Raw genomic sequence first — 14,920 nt, forward strand, 5'->3', positions numbered from 1 at the left:
TGCTGGTAGTTGTTCTTTCAGCGTCAATGTCTCTTGCCGGGATTGGCCTAGTTCAATTGCAAGCGCGACTTGAGCGTTGGGATTACGAACGGCACGCCGAAGACTAAGTCCTCAATCGCTTTGCGCGCCAATTGAATTGTGTTGAGCACTCCGTAGCCGGCCCGCGCCCAGTACCGCAAGCACCCCGGCGACTGTCGCCAGCAAAAGAGTCAACATGAGCAGCTGCGGGTCGTAGACCACCGAAGTCGTGGCCTGCAGGCCGTCGGCGACCGGCGCGACAGCGACCACAGAACGCGTCCGCGACCAGCTCACCACAGCGCCCACGAGCGCCGCACCGGCCAAGGCAAGCTCTGCCAGCGCCCGGTAGCGGGCGATCATTGCGGCGCACCTGCGTCGCCGCCGAAGTCGGCGACATCTGGTTCGTCAGGACCGACCCGTTCCTGAACCAGCGGAGTCAGAGCCGCACGCAGGTCACGGTGTCGACGCGCCCATGCCTGGGCCGTTCGGCCCTCGGTGAGCCTCAAACCGATGCCCACCCGACGCCGCGGCACACCAACCAGTTCGCCGAGTGTCCGTGCCGACTGCCACTTTTCCAGAGGTTTCCCAGACGCCACCGAATTCTCGGCCTCCGGGAAAACCTTGACGATCTCGACTATCGGGACCGTCTCAGTGCCCTGCCGCAGAATTTCTTCGGTGAGCTCGACGGAGGTGTGGATCCGCGCCGCCTTCACTTGTATTGCCACAAATGTCGAAACCAGCACCAAGAAAATCAACGGAGTCAACAGCTGCACCTCAGCGCCGCTGGACTTTTGGACCAGGATCAGCGTCACCGCGGCGAGGGGGCCCGCAAGCACCCAGAGCCAACTGGCGCCCGGCTCGGAAAACAGAGGCTGTGGTGGGGTTTCCCTCGCTGATGTCATGTGACGCCTCATCGTGTAATTGTCATAGATGGCCTGTCACGAAAGCCACATCGCCGCATCCGCGGCCCAATAGGTGAGCACGATGCCGGCTCCGGCTCGCCTGATGCTGGTCAACGCCTCCAGCACAACGGCACGTTCATCGATCCAATCATTGGCCGCCGCCGCACAGATCATGGCGTACTCCCCCGACACTTGGTATGCGGCAACCGGGACTGGCGAGATCTCAGCAGCCGCAGCGACGATGTCCAGGTAGCCCAATGCGGGTTTGACCATCACGATGTCGGCGCCTTCGTCGAGATCCAGCTGGATTTCGCGCAATGCTTCGGCAACGTTGCCGGGCTCCTGCTGATAGGTCCGCCGGTCGCCAGACAGACTGGAACCGACCGCCTCCCGGAACGGACTGTAAAACGCCGACGCAAACTTCGCGGCGTAAGCCAGGATCACCGCGTCGGAGTAGCCGGCAGCGTCTAAACCGTCGCGGATCGCGCCCACCTGGCCGTCCATCATCCCGCTCGGCCCGACCACGTGCGCACCGCATTCCGCTTGCGCCACAGCAAGTTCTACGTAGCGCGCCAAGGTGGCGTCGTTGTCGACTCTGCCGGACTCGTCCAAGACGCCGCAGTGCCCGTGATCAGTGAATTCGTCCAAGCAGGTGTCAGCCATCAACACCGTGGCATCACCGAGGTCCTTCGCCAGGTCACGCAGGGCGAGGTTGAGGATGCCATCGCGGTCCGTACCAGCCGAGCCGATACTGTCCTTGTCGTGGTCACGGGGCACGCCGAACAACATCAGTCCGCCCACTCCCGCGTTGACGGCGCGTTCGGCCGCGCTGCGCAATGAATCCCGAGTGTGTTGCACCACGCCCGGCATCGCCGCGATCGGTCGTGGTTCGTCAATCCCATCGGCGACAAACATCGGCAACACCAGATGCCGAGGTTCTAATGAGGTTTGCGCAACCAATCGCCGCATAGCGGGGGTGGAGCGGAGCCGCCGTGGCCGCTGCCGAGGGTAGCCGCCGACTCGCATCGAACGGCGATCCGCTGCACCCGCACTTGCGATCGCCACTAGCGTCGGCGGCTCTTCTTGCGCGGAGGAGGCAGCGCCCCTTCAGCACGCAGCCGGGCGGCGTGTTCGGCCAGCCCATCAACTAGCGGGCCTACTGCTGCAGTGTCAGGTTGGACATCCACCCGCAAGCCGAACTCAGCGGCCGTCTCGGCGGTCTTAGGACCGATGCAGGCGATTATGGTTCGCGCGTGTGGCTTACCGGCGATCCCGACCAAGTTTCGCACCGTCGAACTCGAAGTGAAGCAGACTGCGTCGAAGCCTCCGGTCTTGATCATTTCGCGGGTGCTCGCCGGCGGCGGAGCGGCACGAACGGTCCGGTAGGCGGTGACGTCCTCAATCTCCCAACCGCGCTCACGCAATCCCTCGGCGAGCGTCTCGGTGGCGATGTCAGCACGTGGCAGCAAAACCCGATTCACCGGGTCGAAGATGCTGTCATAGGGCGGGAATTCGTCGAGCAGACCGATTGAGGACTGTTCCCCGGACGGCACAAGCTCAGGACTGATGCCAAAAGCCCGGACCCTGTCGGCGGTCGACTCCCCCACACACGCGATCTTCACCCCGGAGAATGCACGGGCATCGAGACCAAATTCGCCGAACTTCTCCCACACCGCACGCACCGCGTTGGTGGAAGTGAAAACCACCCACTGGAATCGACCATCCACCAAGCCTTTAACCGCACGTTCCATCTGTGCAGGGCTGCGTGGCGGCTCCACGGCGATGGTTGGTACCTCCATCGGCAATGCGCCATATGACGCCAACCGCTCACTCATCTCGCCGGCCTGGTCCTTGGTGCGCGGTACCAACACGGTCCAGCCGTACAGCGCCCGGCTTTCCCACCAATTCAATTTCGCCCGGCTGGCCACCGTCTTACCAATGGTCACTATGAGCGGCCCGGCCAGGGCAGCCGCAGGGTCGCTGCCGCCGAGGAGAGCAGGGTCGGTCAGACCCCGCAGCGTGGACTCGACGGAACGTTGCTGGCAGGTGGTGCCCTGCGCAGTCACCACGCACGGAGTGGACTCGGCCAGCTCGTGGTGGATCAGCGCGTTGGCTGCGTCAGCCAGATCCGATGCGGTTGCCTGCAGAATCAACGGCCCGGGCGCCGCGGCCAGCGCCTCCCAGTCGACGCCCTCGACTTCAGCGCGCACGTCGGCAACGGTGTGCGAAGAGCCCAGCGGCAATCCCGCATAGGTCGGAACCGCACTGGTCGCGGCCAGTCCGGGCACGATCTCCATGCGCAGGTGCGTCCGCGAGACGGCATTCACCTCGGCGATGACCGCATCCGCTGACAGCGGGTCACCGGCCACGAGCCGCACCACGTCGACACCCGAGCGCGCCTCTGCGGCCAGCATCTTGGCCACGTCGGCGGGATCACCAAGCACAGGTCGGATGTCGGGACCACTCGGCACTACCGTGGGCGCCGCCGGTGAGGTGCTCGCTGCTGCGTCAGCGTTGTCGGTCGCCGCCTCGCCAAGTGCTGGGTCTGCCGGCGCTGGCTCGGCCGGCGCGGGGCCGGAAACAGGCGGCAGATCCTTACCGATCAGCGCGAGCACCGGCTCAGGTACGTCGGGATCGGTGAACACCACGGCGGCGTTGGCCAAAACCGTGGCAGCCCGTGTCATGAGCAGACCGGGATCCCCCGGACCAGAACCCACGAAAGTGATGCGGCCCGGTCTCGGCTTGCGCCCTCGCGTCATCATTGTCGCTCCCACGTCACTCGCCCTCTACTTCGCTACCCCGCACGGGGTTCGCCCGCGCTTCCCCCAGCAGCTCTCGGGCGCCCAGTTCGAACAACTCCGCGGCCACCGAGAGCCCTAGCTCCCGTGCTCGACCGCAAGTGCCGATGCCGGACGCTCGGATCACTGCTGATCCGTCCAGCGCCGCCACACATCCGCGTAGCGACAACTCGTCGAAGACATGGCCTTCCTCATCGATCGACTCGACCACCTCGGCGATCGCGCCCACCGGTGCGGAGCAACCCGCCTCCAGTTCGGCGAGCAGAGTCCGCTCTGCGGTGACCGCGGTACGCGTGTCAGCGTGGTCTAACTCCGCCAACACTGCCGACAACCGGTCTGCATCCGACCGGCACTCGACCGCGAGCGCGCCTTGTCCCGGTGCGGGCAACATCTGCACCGGTTCGAGCGTCTCGGTGACATCGTCGAGGCGACCGAGCCTGGCCAGACCGGCTCGAGCCACCACGATGGCGTCAAGGTCACCACCACTTACCCTGTTCAACCTGGTATCTAGGTTGCCTCGTAGGGGGCGGATTTCCAAACCGAGACCCAATGCTCTAAGCTGTGCCCCCCGCCGCGGGGAAGATGTGCCCACCAGCGAGCCGGCCGGCAGTTCACCCAGCACCAGCCCATCGCGGGCGACGAGCGCGTCGCGGGGGTCATTTCGCTCGGGTATCGCAGCCACCGTGAGCCTCGGGTCGTCGGCGGTGGGCAAATCCTTGTGCGAATGCACAGCCACATCAACACGGCCGTCCTTGATGGCCTCACGCAACGCGGTAGTGAAGACACCCACCCCGAGACTGGCGATCGGCGCGGATGATCTGTCGCCTACGGTGCTGATGGTCACCAACTCGGCGGGGTGACCATTGGCGATCAGGGCGTCTCTGACAGTGGCCGCCTGGGTGGTGGCCAGCAAGCTGCCACGGGTGCCTATCCGGATCACGTGGGTCAATCGCTACTCGGTGGACAGCTTCGGGTCATCCTGCGACCTGCCTGCACTATGGCGGCCCCCCGCGTCGAATCCGCCTGGCACTAAGGGTAATTCACCAGCAGTTGCAACAGCGTCGACAGCAGTCTGATCCAGTTCGAATAGCTCCCGCAGCGCCTCCGCGTAGCTATTGCCACCGGGCGCACTGGCAAGCTGCTTGATACGCACCGTGGGTGCGTGGAGCAGCTTGTCCACCACCCGCCGCACGGTACGGGCCACCTCTTCACGGTGTGCGCCTTCAAGTCCGGGTAACCGATTGTCCAGCCGCAGCAACTCAGCCTCGACTACATCAGCGGCCCGCTGCCGCAGCGCTGTCACCGTCGGGGTCACCTCGGCCCTACGCTGCCCCACCAAATAGTTGGCGACTTCAGATGAGACGATGTGGCGGGCTGCGGCAACATCGGAAGCCGCCACATGAGCAGACGGCTCGTGCTGCACCCGGTCCACATCGACGAACCCGACGCCGGGCAGTCCGGCCACGGCTGGATCGACGTCACGCGGCATCCCAAGGTCGCATATCACCAGCGGTTGAGCCGTTTCGTCGCGCTTGGCTGCGGCCAGCGCGTGATGTACATGAGCCAACGAAACCACGGGCGTCACCGCCCCAGTGCAGCTGACCACCACGTCGGCATCGGACAGCGCCTCCGCAAGGCAGTCAAGAGACAGGGCGTGGGCCGTCACCCCCGTCGCACGTATCTTGCGAACCAATCGCAATGCCCTAGAGGACGACCGGTTCAGGACGCTGACATGCCCGATGCCGGCTCCGGTCAGGTGGGCCGCCGACAGCGCGCCCATCGCGCCCGCTCCGACCACTACGGCGGACTTGCCTGCCAAGCCACCCAACTTGCGCTCCGCCATTTCCAGGGCGACTGACACCACCGAGGCACCGGCGGCATCAATAGCCGTCTCGGAGTGGACTCGTTTGCCAACCGACAGTGCCCTCTGGGCAAGCTCGTGCAATACCCGGCCTACAGTGTGGTTGGCCTCCGCAGCCGCGTAGGCGCGGCGCACCTGACCGAGCACCTGTCGTTCGCCGACGACGGCCGAATCCAGACCACTAGCAACGGCGAACAAGTGCTCGACGGCCGCCTCGCTGTAGCGGACGTAAGCGTGTCGAGTCAGATCGCCCATCGATATGTGGGCATATTCGGATAACACCTGCCCGATAGCAGATAGTCCACCGTGGAAAGCCTCCACCACGGCGTAGACCTCGACCCGGTTGCACGTCGACAGGACCATCGCCTCAGTCACCAGAGGCGACTGCAGCACTTGGTCGACAATCTTGAGTTGATCCGACTCATCGATGCTGAGTTGTTCCAGGACCGAAACCGGCGCACTACGGTGCGAAACCCCGAAGAGCAGGATGCTCACGGCAGCATCACCTAGCCAGCTCCCTTGCTTCCTCTGCTTTCCTCAGTACGCGAACTGTTGTCCACGGTAGACGTTAAGCAGGTGGGCTACCAAATGACAGCCACCGGTACCGATTGCTCACAAGGCACTTTCGCCTGCACCATCAAGCCAGGTCAGCACGAAGCCTGGCCTCGTCGACCTCCCAATAGCTGTGTTCTCGGCCATCAAGCAGGATCACCGGCAGACGGTCGCCGAACTCGGCCCGCAGGCCCGAGTTGCCGGTCGATGCCGCAGCGTCGACATCGACCGTCGCCAGATCGAAGCCCAGCTCACCGGCCAGGTCGACCAGCTGAGCGCGTACTCGAACGCAGATCGAACACCCGTCGCGGGTCAGCAACTCCACCCGAGGCCTGCTCGAACGCTGACTCATACCCCCAAGTGTGGCATCGGTTCGTCCGGGCTCACCGGGTCCGGTGAACCACTTAGATGGCACAGCAGCAACCGCTGGCCACGCCGCGACCTCCCACGCCGGGTCAGGCAGGTAAACCCGACGAACGCGGGTGCCCGATAGGGTGATGGCGGCCGCTGCATCGGCCACCGGCCCGGCACGCCAACCAGCCGGGCACGCCGATTTAGGAGGTTTCTCATGGCTTCCTCTGACCCGGCCAACGGGGATGACCCGGGCAGAGCTGACCACGCAGGTCGCAATGCCCCGGAGTCGCTGGCCGAAAATGCCAGTGCCGAACGTGCGCTTGACGATATGCACGCTGAGGCCACCCGCACCCTCGGCGCTCCGCAGCCGCCGATCGACCTGACCGCTGCCGCGTTCTTCGATGTGGATAACACCCTGGTACAGGGCTCTTCGGCGGTACATTTCGGCCGTGGCCTGGCCGCTCGCGACTACTTCACCTATCGCGACGTGCTCGGATTCGTTTACGCCCAGGCCAAGTTTCAACTGCTCGGCAAGGAGAACAGCGACGATGTCGCTGCCGGCCGACGCAAAGCGCTCGCCTTCATCGAGGGCCGGTCGGTCGCGGAGCTAACAGCATTAGGCGAAGACATCTATGACGAGATCATTGCCGACAAAATTTGGCCCGGGACACGAGAGCTCACTCAGATGCACCTCGATGCCGGCCAGCAGGTGTGGCTGATCACCGCTACGCCATACGAGCTAGCCGCGACCATCGCCCGCCGGCTCGGCCTGACCGGGGCGCTCGGAACCGTTGCCGAATCAATTGATGGGGTGTTCACCGGCCGGTTGGCCGGCGAGATCCTGCACGGCACGGGCAAAGCGCACGCGGTTCGCTCACTGGCCATCAGGGAGGGCCTCAACCTCAAACGCTGCACCGCCTATTCCGACAGCTACAACGACGTACCCATGCTCTCTTTGGTGGGGACTGCAGTCGCCATCAACCCTGACGCCTCGTTGCGCAGCCTGGCCCGTGAACGGGGATGGGAGATCCGCGACTTCCGCACCGCCCGCAAAGCCGCTCGGATCGGGGTACCGTCCGCCCTGGCGCTCGGCGCGGCCGGCGGCGCGTTGGCCGCTCTAGCATCGCGACGGCAATCACGCTGATAGGCTGCGCCGCTGAGCATCCATTCGAGCGGAGAGCGGCAGCGAAATGACAGTTCCCGAAGAAGCAAAAGGACTCATCGGTAAGCACTACCGGCAGGAGGATCATTTTCAGGTCGGGCGCGAGAAAATCCGCGAGTTCGCTGCGGCGGTCCAAGACGACCATCCGACGCACTATCGTCAGGAAGCGGCCGCAGAAGCTGGTTACTCCGCGCTACTGGCCCCGCTGACGTTCGTGGCTATTGCCGGGCGACGGGTACAGCTAGAGATCTTTACCAGATTTAACATCCCGATCAATATCGCGAGGGTCTTCCATCGCGATCAAAAATTCCGCTTTCACCGGCCAATCGTTGCCGGCGACAAATTGCACTTCGACACCTATCTTGATTCCGTCATCCAGTCTCACGGCACCGTGATCGCCGAAATCCGCAGCGAAGTCACCGACGCCGACGGAGAACCCGTGATCAGCAGTGTGGTCACCATGCTAGGAGAAGCGGCCCACCAGGACGCCGACACCGAGGCTACCGTGGCCGCGATTGCGTCCATTTGACCAGCGAACTATGGTCGGCACAATGAGCAATCGCGGTGAAAATCCGGGGCAGCTATCGCCGCCCGTCGAGGCCGTTCAGTCGCACTACGACCGATCCAACGAGTTCTTCAAGCTTTTTCTCGACCCATCGATGACCTACAGCTGCGCGTACTTCGAGCGCGACGACATGACGCTGGAAGAGGCCCAGCGCGCCAAACGCGAACTGGCCCTGGGCAAGCTGGGTTTGCAGCCCGGTATGACACTGCTCGACATCGGCTGCGGCTGGGGCTCGACGATGAGGCACGCGATCGAAGAGTATGACGTCAACGTCATCGGCCTGACGCTGAGCGAGAATCAGCTGGCTCACGACGTGCAAAAGTTCGCCGAGATGGACAGCCCTCGATCAAAAGTTGTGCGGTTACAGGGCTGGGAGCAGTTCGATGAGCCGGTAGATCGCATCGTCTCGCTCGGCGCTTTCGAGCATTTCGCCGACGGCGCCGGCGACGCCGGATACGAACGCTACGCCAGCTTCTTCAAGATGTGTTACAACGTGCTGCCCGACGACGGCGTGATGCTGCTACACACGATCGTGGTGCCCACGGCCGCGGAAGCCAAGGAGCGCAACCTACCGACGACGATGAGCTTGCTCCGGTTCATCCGGTTCATCCTGACCGAGATCTTTCCCGGTGGGAAGTTGCCTCAGATCTCCCAAGTCGATCGATACGCGACCGAGGCAGGGTTCAAGATCAGCCGCCACCATATGATCGGATCGAATTACGTTCCCACGCTCAACGCTTGGGCCAAGGCGCTTGAAGCGCGAAAAGACGAGGCCATCGCACTGCAGGGCCAAGAAGTTTATGACATCTACATGCATTATCTGACCGGCTGCTCCGACCTGTTCCGCGACGGCTACACCGACGTCTGCCAGTTCACTATGGTCAAGTAGTGAAACGCCCGCCCGCTGCAGCTACCAGCCGCTTTTAGCTGACGTTGTTTGCAGCAGAAGTTCCCGCCAGTCCGTCCGCGCGGGGTTTCGGTGGGTCGCTAACCCAGCAATGCGCCAACCGCGGATCGTCTCGACGAAAGAAAACGACGACGCCTCAGCCAAAGAAAACGTTACGCCGGCCAGCCAAAAGTCGGTAGAGCGTCTGTTGGATCGTCTCGCGCACCTGGTCGGTCAGCTCAAAAGTAACCATCGGGTCATCAGCGTCGGTAGCCGTGTAACCGGTGGTGTAGATCGGCTCCCCGAACGCGATACGCCATTTCGATGGCAGCGGCACCATGCCCACTGGACCAGCCAATGGGAACAACGGCGTGATTGGAAAATAGGGCATGCCGAACAACCGCGCCAACAGCTTGACGTCGGTCAGCATCGGATAGATCTCTTCGGAGCCGATGATGGAACAGGGCACAATCGGGGTCTTGGTACGCAACGCCGCAGACACGAAGCCTCCGCGGCCGAACCGCTGTAACCGATAACGGTCCTCGAACCGCTTGCCCAAGCCCTTGTAGCCCTCCGGGAAGACGGCGGTGAGCTCTCCGGCGTTCAACAGGTGGTGCGCGTCGGTCGTGCAGGCCATGGTGTGCCCCGCCTTACGGGCGGCCGCGCCGACCACAGGGAGATCAAAAACCATGTCGGCAGCCAGTAACCGCAAGTCCCGATGCGCCGGGTGCTCGTCATGCACCGCCACTGAGAGCATCAGCCCGTCGAACGGCAGAACCCCGGCATGATTAGCGACCAACAGCGCCGCGCCATCACTCGGGATATTCTCGACACCGGTGACTTCGACCCGGAACCACGACTTGAAGAAAAACCTCAGCAAAGGCCGGACAATAGCATTATTGAAGTGCGGATCGAACCCGAATTCGTCGACGCTGTAGTCGCCGGTGAGCCGTTGTCGCAGGAACGCGGCAACCGCAGCCACGTGCTGGGCAAGATCGTTTAACGGCGCCGGGGTCGACGATGCCGCGTCCGCGACACGCCGGTGCTCATCAATCTCACGAACAACAGCGGCAATTTGCTCGGCTGAAGCCCTGCCGGCCGGATCGGTGAGCAACGATGGATGCTGACGCGATGCGTCCGGTCGCTGGCCGGCACGCCGACGCCCCCCTACCCGACCCCGATCAGTGTGCAGTGGAATGACATTCGCTCTGGTTTCACCCGCCACGATATCTACCTGACCCCACCCCACGGAATTAGTTTTTGGTTGCCCCAGCGCTGCGCTAACGCTATGGCGCGACCTTCCCAGGAGCGTACCCGATGTGGGTCGATAATGGGAGTGAGGCCGCGGCCGCGCAGGTAGTCGTCGAATGCCTCTGCCGTGGTCCACTTCGGCCGATAGCCGAGTTCAGATTGCATTCTGGTGGTATCCATCAGCCGGCCATGGCTTAAATAGTCGAATTGCTCGCGACTAATTTCGAGGTTGCGATTCGCTCGCCTTAGCGAATCAAGTGCCCACACCCCGAACCCGGGTACCGGCACCGGAATCCGGCCAGCCCGTCGGATGGCTTGCGACAGCATGATGATTCCACTAGCGCCAATATTGAAGGTGCCCGCGCGGCCGGCCATCGCCGCGCGCTCCAGCGCCCCCAAGGCATCCTGCTCGTGCAGCAACTGCAATCGAGCATCGCGGCCGAACATCGTCGGCACCAACGGCAACGCCAAATACCGCGAAAGCGTCGTATCCATCGCCGGGCCGATCATGTTACCCAGCCTCAGAATGGTCACCGCGATATCAGGCCGTCGTCGACCCAGCCCACGCGCATAAGACTCGATATCGAGACTGTCCTTGGCAAAACCCTCCCGGAACGGCCGGCGGCTTGTGCTGTCCTCGGTGAAAACCACCGGATCGTAGGGACTCGATCCGTAAACCTCCGAGGTCGACTTCAGCACCACGCGGCGCACCGCGGGCGCATTCTGACAGGCCGCGAACAATTGCATCGCGCCCATGACGTTGAGCTCCTTCAACGCCGCGCTGCCACCGGACCGCGGCGCATAGGAGGCGGCCGCAGCATGCACGACCGTGTCGACTTCGCCGTTGCGGATTACTTTGGCGATAAACGGATTGCGAATATCAGCGCGAACGAACTCGGCTCGCCCCATCCGTCGCAGCATGTCCTTGCTCGGCGCGATCGCGTCCACCGCGATGACCGAGTTAATCAACGGGTTCTGCGCAAGCCGAGCGGTCAGGTAGCCACCCAGAAAACGGCAGGCACCAGTTACCAGGACAACCTTGGGGTAATGCACATTGTCGCCGCCTGCGCCGGCGCCGTCCCGGCCATTCGACGAATCCACCCAGACAAGCGCCTACCGACCCGGGCAGCTTAGCGAGGCGGCGAAACAGAAGCGTTACAGGCAGGAGACAGTACGCGGCGACGCTGCCGAGGCCTACTTGCCGAGTTTTCTGCGTTGCACCCGGGTGCGACGCAGCAGCTTGCGATGCTTTTTCTTCGACATGCGCTTGCGCCGCTTCTTAATTACTGAACCCATATGCTCCGCTATCTAACCCGTGACCGGCTTCTTTGCAAGACTGCAAAATGACCTCGTCACCTTACCCGGCTGGCCACGCCGAACACCAAACCGGCGCCCTGTGACCTCTTCCTGGCCGCGACAAACCCACCCGGCGCCTGGCCAGGCAGCACAGACTCCGGGCGCACCGACGCTCGGTTCCCGTTGCGACCTGCTACACAGCTTGGCGGCCGACTAGCCAGCGTCGAAAAACGACGTCTCCAGCATGTCGTGGACAGCCTTGGCATGCACCCGGAAGGACCGGCCAACCCGGACGGCGGGCAGTTCGCCGTTGTGCACCAGCCGATACACCGTCATCTTGGAGACCCGCATCAGCGCCGCCACCTCAGCAACGGTGAGAAACTGCGCTCCGGCCTGCTGGCCCTCGGCTGAACTGGTCTCGCGTGCCGATTTCCCTGCAGAATCCCGGGCCGACGGCCCGTTCGTAGACGTCATTGCAACCCAATCATGTCAGGCACACGCAACCCCAGCGGCTTCCCCTCCGCTGGCACCCACGCATGCATACAATGAGGAGAATAGCGGGACTAGTGGGGTTACTGGTACTGGTGGGGGATAATCAGTTCAAAATTCTTGAATTATTCCGGTGTAATTCTTAGCTGCTCAGAGCGGCTTTTGGCGGCCTGAACAGCAGCGTCGACCGCAACCCGAAACCCCCCACGTTCGAGCTCGCGCAGCGCCGCCGCCGTGGTTCCACCGGGAGAAGTAATCGAGGCCCGCAATTGTGCCGCCGAGAAATCCACTCGCGGTCCCGGCGGATCACCCTCGACTGGACGGCGATCTTGATCCATCCGCTCCAACAGCATTGCCGCCGACCCAGCCATCGTCTGAGCAATCAGGTCAGCGGCCACGTCCCGGCTCAAACCCACCGCAACACCGGCATCCACCATAGCCTCGACCAGCAGGTAGAAATATGCTGGACCCGAGCCAGATACCGCGGTCACCGCATCCAATTGCGCCTCGGGAACGGTAAGCACGCCGCCCACCGAGCCGAACAGGGCAGACACCTCGTCAAGCTGTTCTTCTGCCACAAAACGGCCCTTAGCCAGTGCGGTGACGCCCGCGCCCACCAACGCCGCCGCATTGGGCATCGCCCGAACAACTGGTGCACCGGCTGGCAGCTTGGATTCGAAGTAGGTGATCGGGACGCCGGCTGCGACGGTGACGAATACCTGCTCAGCGCTGTCGTGCTCAGCCGCGGCGGCCGCACGCGCTAAATCCGCCATCACCGCCTCCACATCAGCGGGCTTCACGGCTACCACGACAAACGTCGCATTCTCTACCGCTTCGGTCACCGATGTCACCAAAACCGAATACGTCTGCGACAGGTACCTGGCACGATCGGGCATCCGTTCTGCCACCACCAGGTCTTTGACCTGCCGTCCGGCCCGCAGCAGGCCCGACAACAGCGCCTCGCCAATGCTGCCGCCGCCAACGATAGCGATTCTTGCCATGCCGGAAAGCATTGCAGACGCCTAGGTTTATCCGCGCTCCCGGGCAGGCACCAACGCAAGCTGACGCGACTGCACCACGATTCGGCCAGCGCTATCGACCACGATGTGGTCCTCGTCGAACCATTGCTGTCCGATCTCCATACAGGTGCACACAACACGCAGCCAACCATCGACCGGCAAGACCCGGAGGAAAGCGGTGAACTGAACCGTAGGCGCCCAGCCGGTACGGTCCACGGCAAAGGTGACCGGAGCCGACAAGTCCGCACACATGAGCGCGAACAACGCATCCGGAGCTACACCACGCGGGCGAGCCCACATCTGAATCACTGGCGCTCGGCCGTCCCACCTGTCCCCTGCGGGCTCCAGGGTCGACAGCACCGGCCGGATATCACAGCCCTCGCTCAGGTGCACCAGTCCGGCGAGCCGGTGTCCGGGTCCAACCGGGGCCACGTCGGTGGGCGGCTCCGGCGCCATCAACTCAAGAACCGGATTCACCGACAACAGCGGACCGCCCCGGCTAGCTCGATCAGCATCATCAGCCAGAAGGAAATGATCCGGCTCGCCTAGAGTGACCACAGCATGCACCGCGGTGCGGTCGCCCTGGTTGAGCTCGACATCGACCACGCTGATCCGGCGGCCACGCTTGCGGATGGACACCACCACGCGCATCGCTCCCGGTTCGGGCGCCCACAAGAAGTTCGCCGCAACCGCGACCGGCTGCATTCGCCCCTCTCCGCAAGCTGTCCGTGCGGCATTGGCACAGAGCGCCACCATCGCACCTCCGTGCACCTTGGGGCCCACAGTCCAATGCCGATTCAGCTCACCCTCAAACACCAGACCAGTGGCTTGGGCCTCGACCTCGCGCAGCGCCATCGCGCTCGTAAACAGCGGATTCATGGTTGACCAGGGCTTTCTGGGGCTTCCTGAGGCTTCCGAAACGATCAACGCAGCAAATGCGTGCGGGCGAACTGCAACGATTCGTCAAGCATGGCTTCGCGCTCGGCTGCTGAGCGCGCTCCAGATGTTGACACTTCGAGCACCACGTGGCCAGCGAAACCACCCGTCGCCAGCGCCTCACACACCTCGACGGTGGGTTGCGTGCCACGCCCAGGCACCAGATGCTCGTCAGCAGGCAACCCGCTGCCGTCACACAAGTGCAGATGCACCAGCCCCGAGCCCATCCGTCGTGCCATATCCAGCGAATCGGTGCCTGCGGTCGCAGTGTGCGACAGATCCAGCGTGTAATGCGCGTGGTCACCGTCCAGCGGGTCGTAGGACGGGGCGAAGGCCGAAATCGCCGGACCGGGCCCGCCACCACGCCTACGCATCCGTTCGCGCGACTGGCCGGCGCCAAAGAAACGATCCGCCCGGAAAGGAAACATATTTTCCACAGCGACCAACACGTCGCTGGATGCTTCCAGAGCGGCAACCTGGTCGCTGAATCCCTCGGCGTAGCGCCGTTGCCATCGGAACGGCGGATGCACCACTACTGTCTGCGCACCCAATTCCTCGGCGGCACGGACACTGCGGTCCAGCTTCAGGATCGGGTTTGAGCCCCACACCCGCTGCGAGATCAGCAGGCAAGGTGCATGTACCGACAACACCGGAACACGGAAACGCCTCGACAATTTCTTGATCGCGTTGATGTCTTGGCTGACCGACTCACTCCAAACCATCAACTCGACACCGTCGTAGCCAAGCCTGGCCGCGTACTCGAACGCGGCCTCGGCCCGTAACGGGTACACCGAGGCCGTCGACAAACCGACTTTGATTGCTGGGCGCACT

General features: G+C 63.4%; 17 protein-coding genes. 3 read left to right on the forward strand and 14 right to left on the reverse strand.

The genetic code is table 11. The features are described 5' to 3' along the window. Positions 1–111: 111 nt before the first annotated feature. The 7 genes from ACO07W_RS08360 to ACO07W_RS08390 all read right to left on the reverse strand — a co-directional run bounded on the left by ACO07W_RS08360 (position 112) and on the right by ACO07W_RS08390 (position 6,483). Entirely contained in the window at positions 112–378 is a 267-nt protein-coding gene (locus ACO07W_RS08360; RefSeq protein WP_421842322.1) for a hypothetical protein, read from the reverse strand. Beyond that, complete coding sequence (locus ACO07W_RS08365) at positions 375–920, reverse strand: DUF3093 domain-containing protein (RefSeq protein WP_421845876.1); 546 nt, start codon at positions 918–920, stop codon at positions 375–377. Before ACO07W_RS08365 ends, ACO07W_RS08360 begins: the two co-directional genes overlap by 4 nt. Before the next feature lie 36 nt (positions 921–956). Next, positions 957–1,946, reverse strand: a complete 990-nt coding sequence (gene hemB, locus ACO07W_RS08370) for a porphobilinogen synthase (protein WP_421845877.1) — start codon at positions 1,944–1,946, stop codon at positions 957–959. 38 nt (positions 1,947–1,984) lie between these two features. Further along, positions 1,985–3,679, reverse strand: a complete 1,695-nt coding sequence (locus ACO07W_RS08375; protein ID WP_421845878.1) for a uroporphyrinogen-III synthase — start codon at positions 3,677–3,679, stop codon at positions 1,985–1,987. A 16-nt stretch (positions 3,680–3,695) separates the two neighbouring features. Then, the gene (gene hemC / locus ACO07W_RS08380) at positions 3,696–4,658 is read right to left on the reverse strand and encodes a hydroxymethylbilane synthase (protein ID WP_421845879.1); all 963 of its coding nucleotides are present in this window, start codon (positions 4,656–4,658) and stop codon (positions 3,696–3,698) included. Between the two features lie 12 nt (positions 4,659–4,670). Further along, a complete protein-coding gene (locus ACO07W_RS08385) occupies positions 4,671–6,074 on the reverse strand; it encodes a glutamyl-tRNA reductase (RefSeq protein ID WP_421842324.1) in 1,404 nt (467 codons plus the stop codon). A gap of 142 nt (positions 6,075–6,216) precedes the next feature. Beyond that, a complete protein-coding gene (locus tag ACO07W_RS08390) occupies positions 6,217–6,483 on the reverse strand; it encodes a glutaredoxin family protein (protein WP_421842327.1) in 267 nt (88 codons plus the stop codon). A gap of 216 nt (positions 6,484–6,699) precedes the next feature. On the opposite strand from ACO07W_RS08390, the gene ACO07W_RS08395 reads away from it, so the two are divergent. The 3 genes from ACO07W_RS08395 to ACO07W_RS08405 are packed head-to-tail and all read left to right on the forward strand — an operon-like array spanning position 6,700 to position 9,101. Then, a complete protein-coding gene (locus tag ACO07W_RS08395; protein ID WP_421842329.1) occupies positions 6,700–7,629 on the forward strand; it encodes an HAD family hydrolase in 930 nt (309 codons plus the stop codon). 46 nt (positions 7,630–7,675) lie between these two features. Beyond that, a complete protein-coding gene (locus ACO07W_RS08400; RefSeq protein WP_421842331.1) occupies positions 7,676–8,176 on the forward strand; it encodes an FAS1-like dehydratase domain-containing protein in 501 nt (166 codons plus the stop codon). 22 nt (positions 8,177–8,198) lie between these two features. Then, positions 8,199–9,101 (forward strand): cyclopropane mycolic acid synthase family methyltransferase, encoded by a 903-nt coding sequence (locus tag ACO07W_RS08405; RefSeq protein ID WP_421845880.1) that lies wholly within the window; start codon positions 8,199–8,201, stop codon positions 9,099–9,101. A 154-nt stretch (positions 9,102–9,255) separates the two neighbouring features. Here ACO07W_RS08405 and ACO07W_RS08410 read toward each other — a convergent pair whose 3' ends face one another. From ACO07W_RS08410 to ACO07W_RS08440, 7 genes are all read right to left on the reverse strand, one after another. Beyond that, positions 9,256–10,323, reverse strand: a complete 1,068-nt coding sequence (locus tag ACO07W_RS08410; protein ID WP_421842333.1) for a lysophospholipid acyltransferase family protein — start codon at positions 10,321–10,323, stop codon at positions 9,256–9,258. Positions 10,324–10,328: 5 nt separating this feature from the next. Beyond that, entirely contained in the window at positions 10,329–11,450 is a 1,122-nt protein-coding gene (locus tag ACO07W_RS08415; RefSeq protein ID WP_421842335.1) for an SDR family oxidoreductase, read from the reverse strand. 93 nt (positions 11,451–11,543) lie between these two features. Then, positions 11,544–11,645, reverse strand: coding sequence for a 30S ribosomal protein bS22 (locus ACO07W_RS08420; RefSeq protein ID WP_003402602.1), 102 nt, complete (start codon positions 11,643–11,645; stop codon positions 11,544–11,546). 213 nt (positions 11,646–11,858) lie between these two features. Beyond that, positions 11,859–12,119 (reverse strand): cell division/environmental response transcriptional regulator, encoded by a 261-nt coding sequence (locus ACO07W_RS08425; protein ID WP_421842338.1) that lies wholly within the window; start codon positions 12,117–12,119, stop codon positions 11,859–11,861. Between the two features lie 140 nt (positions 12,120–12,259). Next, positions 12,260–13,135: a pyrroline-5-carboxylate reductase gene (proC, locus tag ACO07W_RS08430; protein WP_421842340.1), complete on the reverse strand. Its 876-nt coding sequence runs from the start codon at positions 13,133–13,135 to the stop codon at positions 12,260–12,262. Positions 13,136–13,162: 27 nt separating this feature from the next. Further along, positions 13,163–14,032, reverse strand: coding sequence for a thioesterase family protein (locus ACO07W_RS08435; RefSeq protein WP_421842342.1), 870 nt, complete (start codon positions 14,030–14,032; stop codon positions 13,163–13,165). A gap of 44 nt (positions 14,033–14,076) precedes the next feature. Next, positions 14,077–14,919 (reverse strand): sugar phosphate isomerase/epimerase family protein, encoded by an 843-nt coding sequence (locus ACO07W_RS08440; RefSeq protein WP_421842344.1) that lies wholly within the window; start codon positions 14,917–14,919, stop codon positions 14,077–14,079. Position 14,920 lies beyond the last annotated feature (1 nt).

The sequence above is a fragment of the Mycobacterium sp. genome, assembly GCF_965230835.1.
Lineage (GTDB): Bacteria > Actinomycetota > Actinomycetes > Mycobacteriales > Mycobacteriaceae > Mycobacterium.

What these genes read in the sequence shown, in the direction of transcription:
- ACO07W_RS08360 (WP_421842322.1), bottom strand. Translation starts at nt 378, where the DNA reads ATGATCGCCCGCTACCGGGCGCTGGCAGAGCTTGCCTTGGCCGGTGCG.
- ACO07W_RS08365 (WP_421845876.1), bottom strand. Translation starts at nt 920, where the DNA reads ATGACATCAGCGAGGGAAACCCCACCACAGCCTCTGTTTTCCGAGCCG.
- hemB (WP_421845877.1), bottom strand. Translation starts at nt 1,946, where the DNA reads ATGCGAGTCGGCGGCTACCCTCGGCAGCGGCCACGGCGGCTCCGCTCC.
- ACO07W_RS08375 (WP_421845878.1), bottom strand. Translation starts at nt 3,679, where the DNA reads ATGACGCGAGGGCGCAAGCCGAGACCGGGCCGCATCACTTTCGTGGGT.
- ACO07W_RS08390 (WP_421842327.1), bottom strand. Translation starts at nt 6,483, where the DNA reads ATGAGTCAGCGTTCGAGCAGGCCTCGGGTGGAGTTGCTGACCCGCGAC.
- ACO07W_RS08395 (WP_421842329.1), top strand. Translation starts at nt 6,700, where the DNA reads ATGGCTTCCTCTGACCCGGCCAACGGGGATGACCCGGGCAGAGCTGAC.
- ACO07W_RS08400 (WP_421842331.1), top strand. Translation starts at nt 7,676, where the DNA reads ATGACAGTTCCCGAAGAAGCAAAAGGACTCATCGGTAAGCACTACCGG.
- ACO07W_RS08405 (WP_421845880.1), top strand. Translation starts at nt 8,199, where the DNA reads ATGAGCAATCGCGGTGAAAATCCGGGGCAGCTATCGCCGCCCGTCGAG.
- ACO07W_RS08420 (WP_003402602.1), bottom strand. Translation starts at nt 11,645, where the DNA reads ATGGGTTCAGTAATTAAGAAGCGGCGCAAGCGCATGTCGAAGAAAAAG.
- ACO07W_RS08425 (WP_421842338.1), bottom strand. Translation starts at nt 12,119, where the DNA reads ATGACGTCTACGAACGGGCCGTCGGCCCGGGATTCTGCAGGGAAATCG.
- proC (WP_421842340.1), bottom strand. Translation starts at nt 13,135, where the DNA reads ATGGCAAGAATCGCTATCGTTGGCGGCGGCAGCATTGGCGAGGCGCTG.
- ACO07W_RS08435 (WP_421842342.1), bottom strand. Translation starts at nt 14,032, where the DNA reads ATGAATCCGCTGTTTACGAGCGCGATGGCGCTGCGCGAGGTCGAGGCC.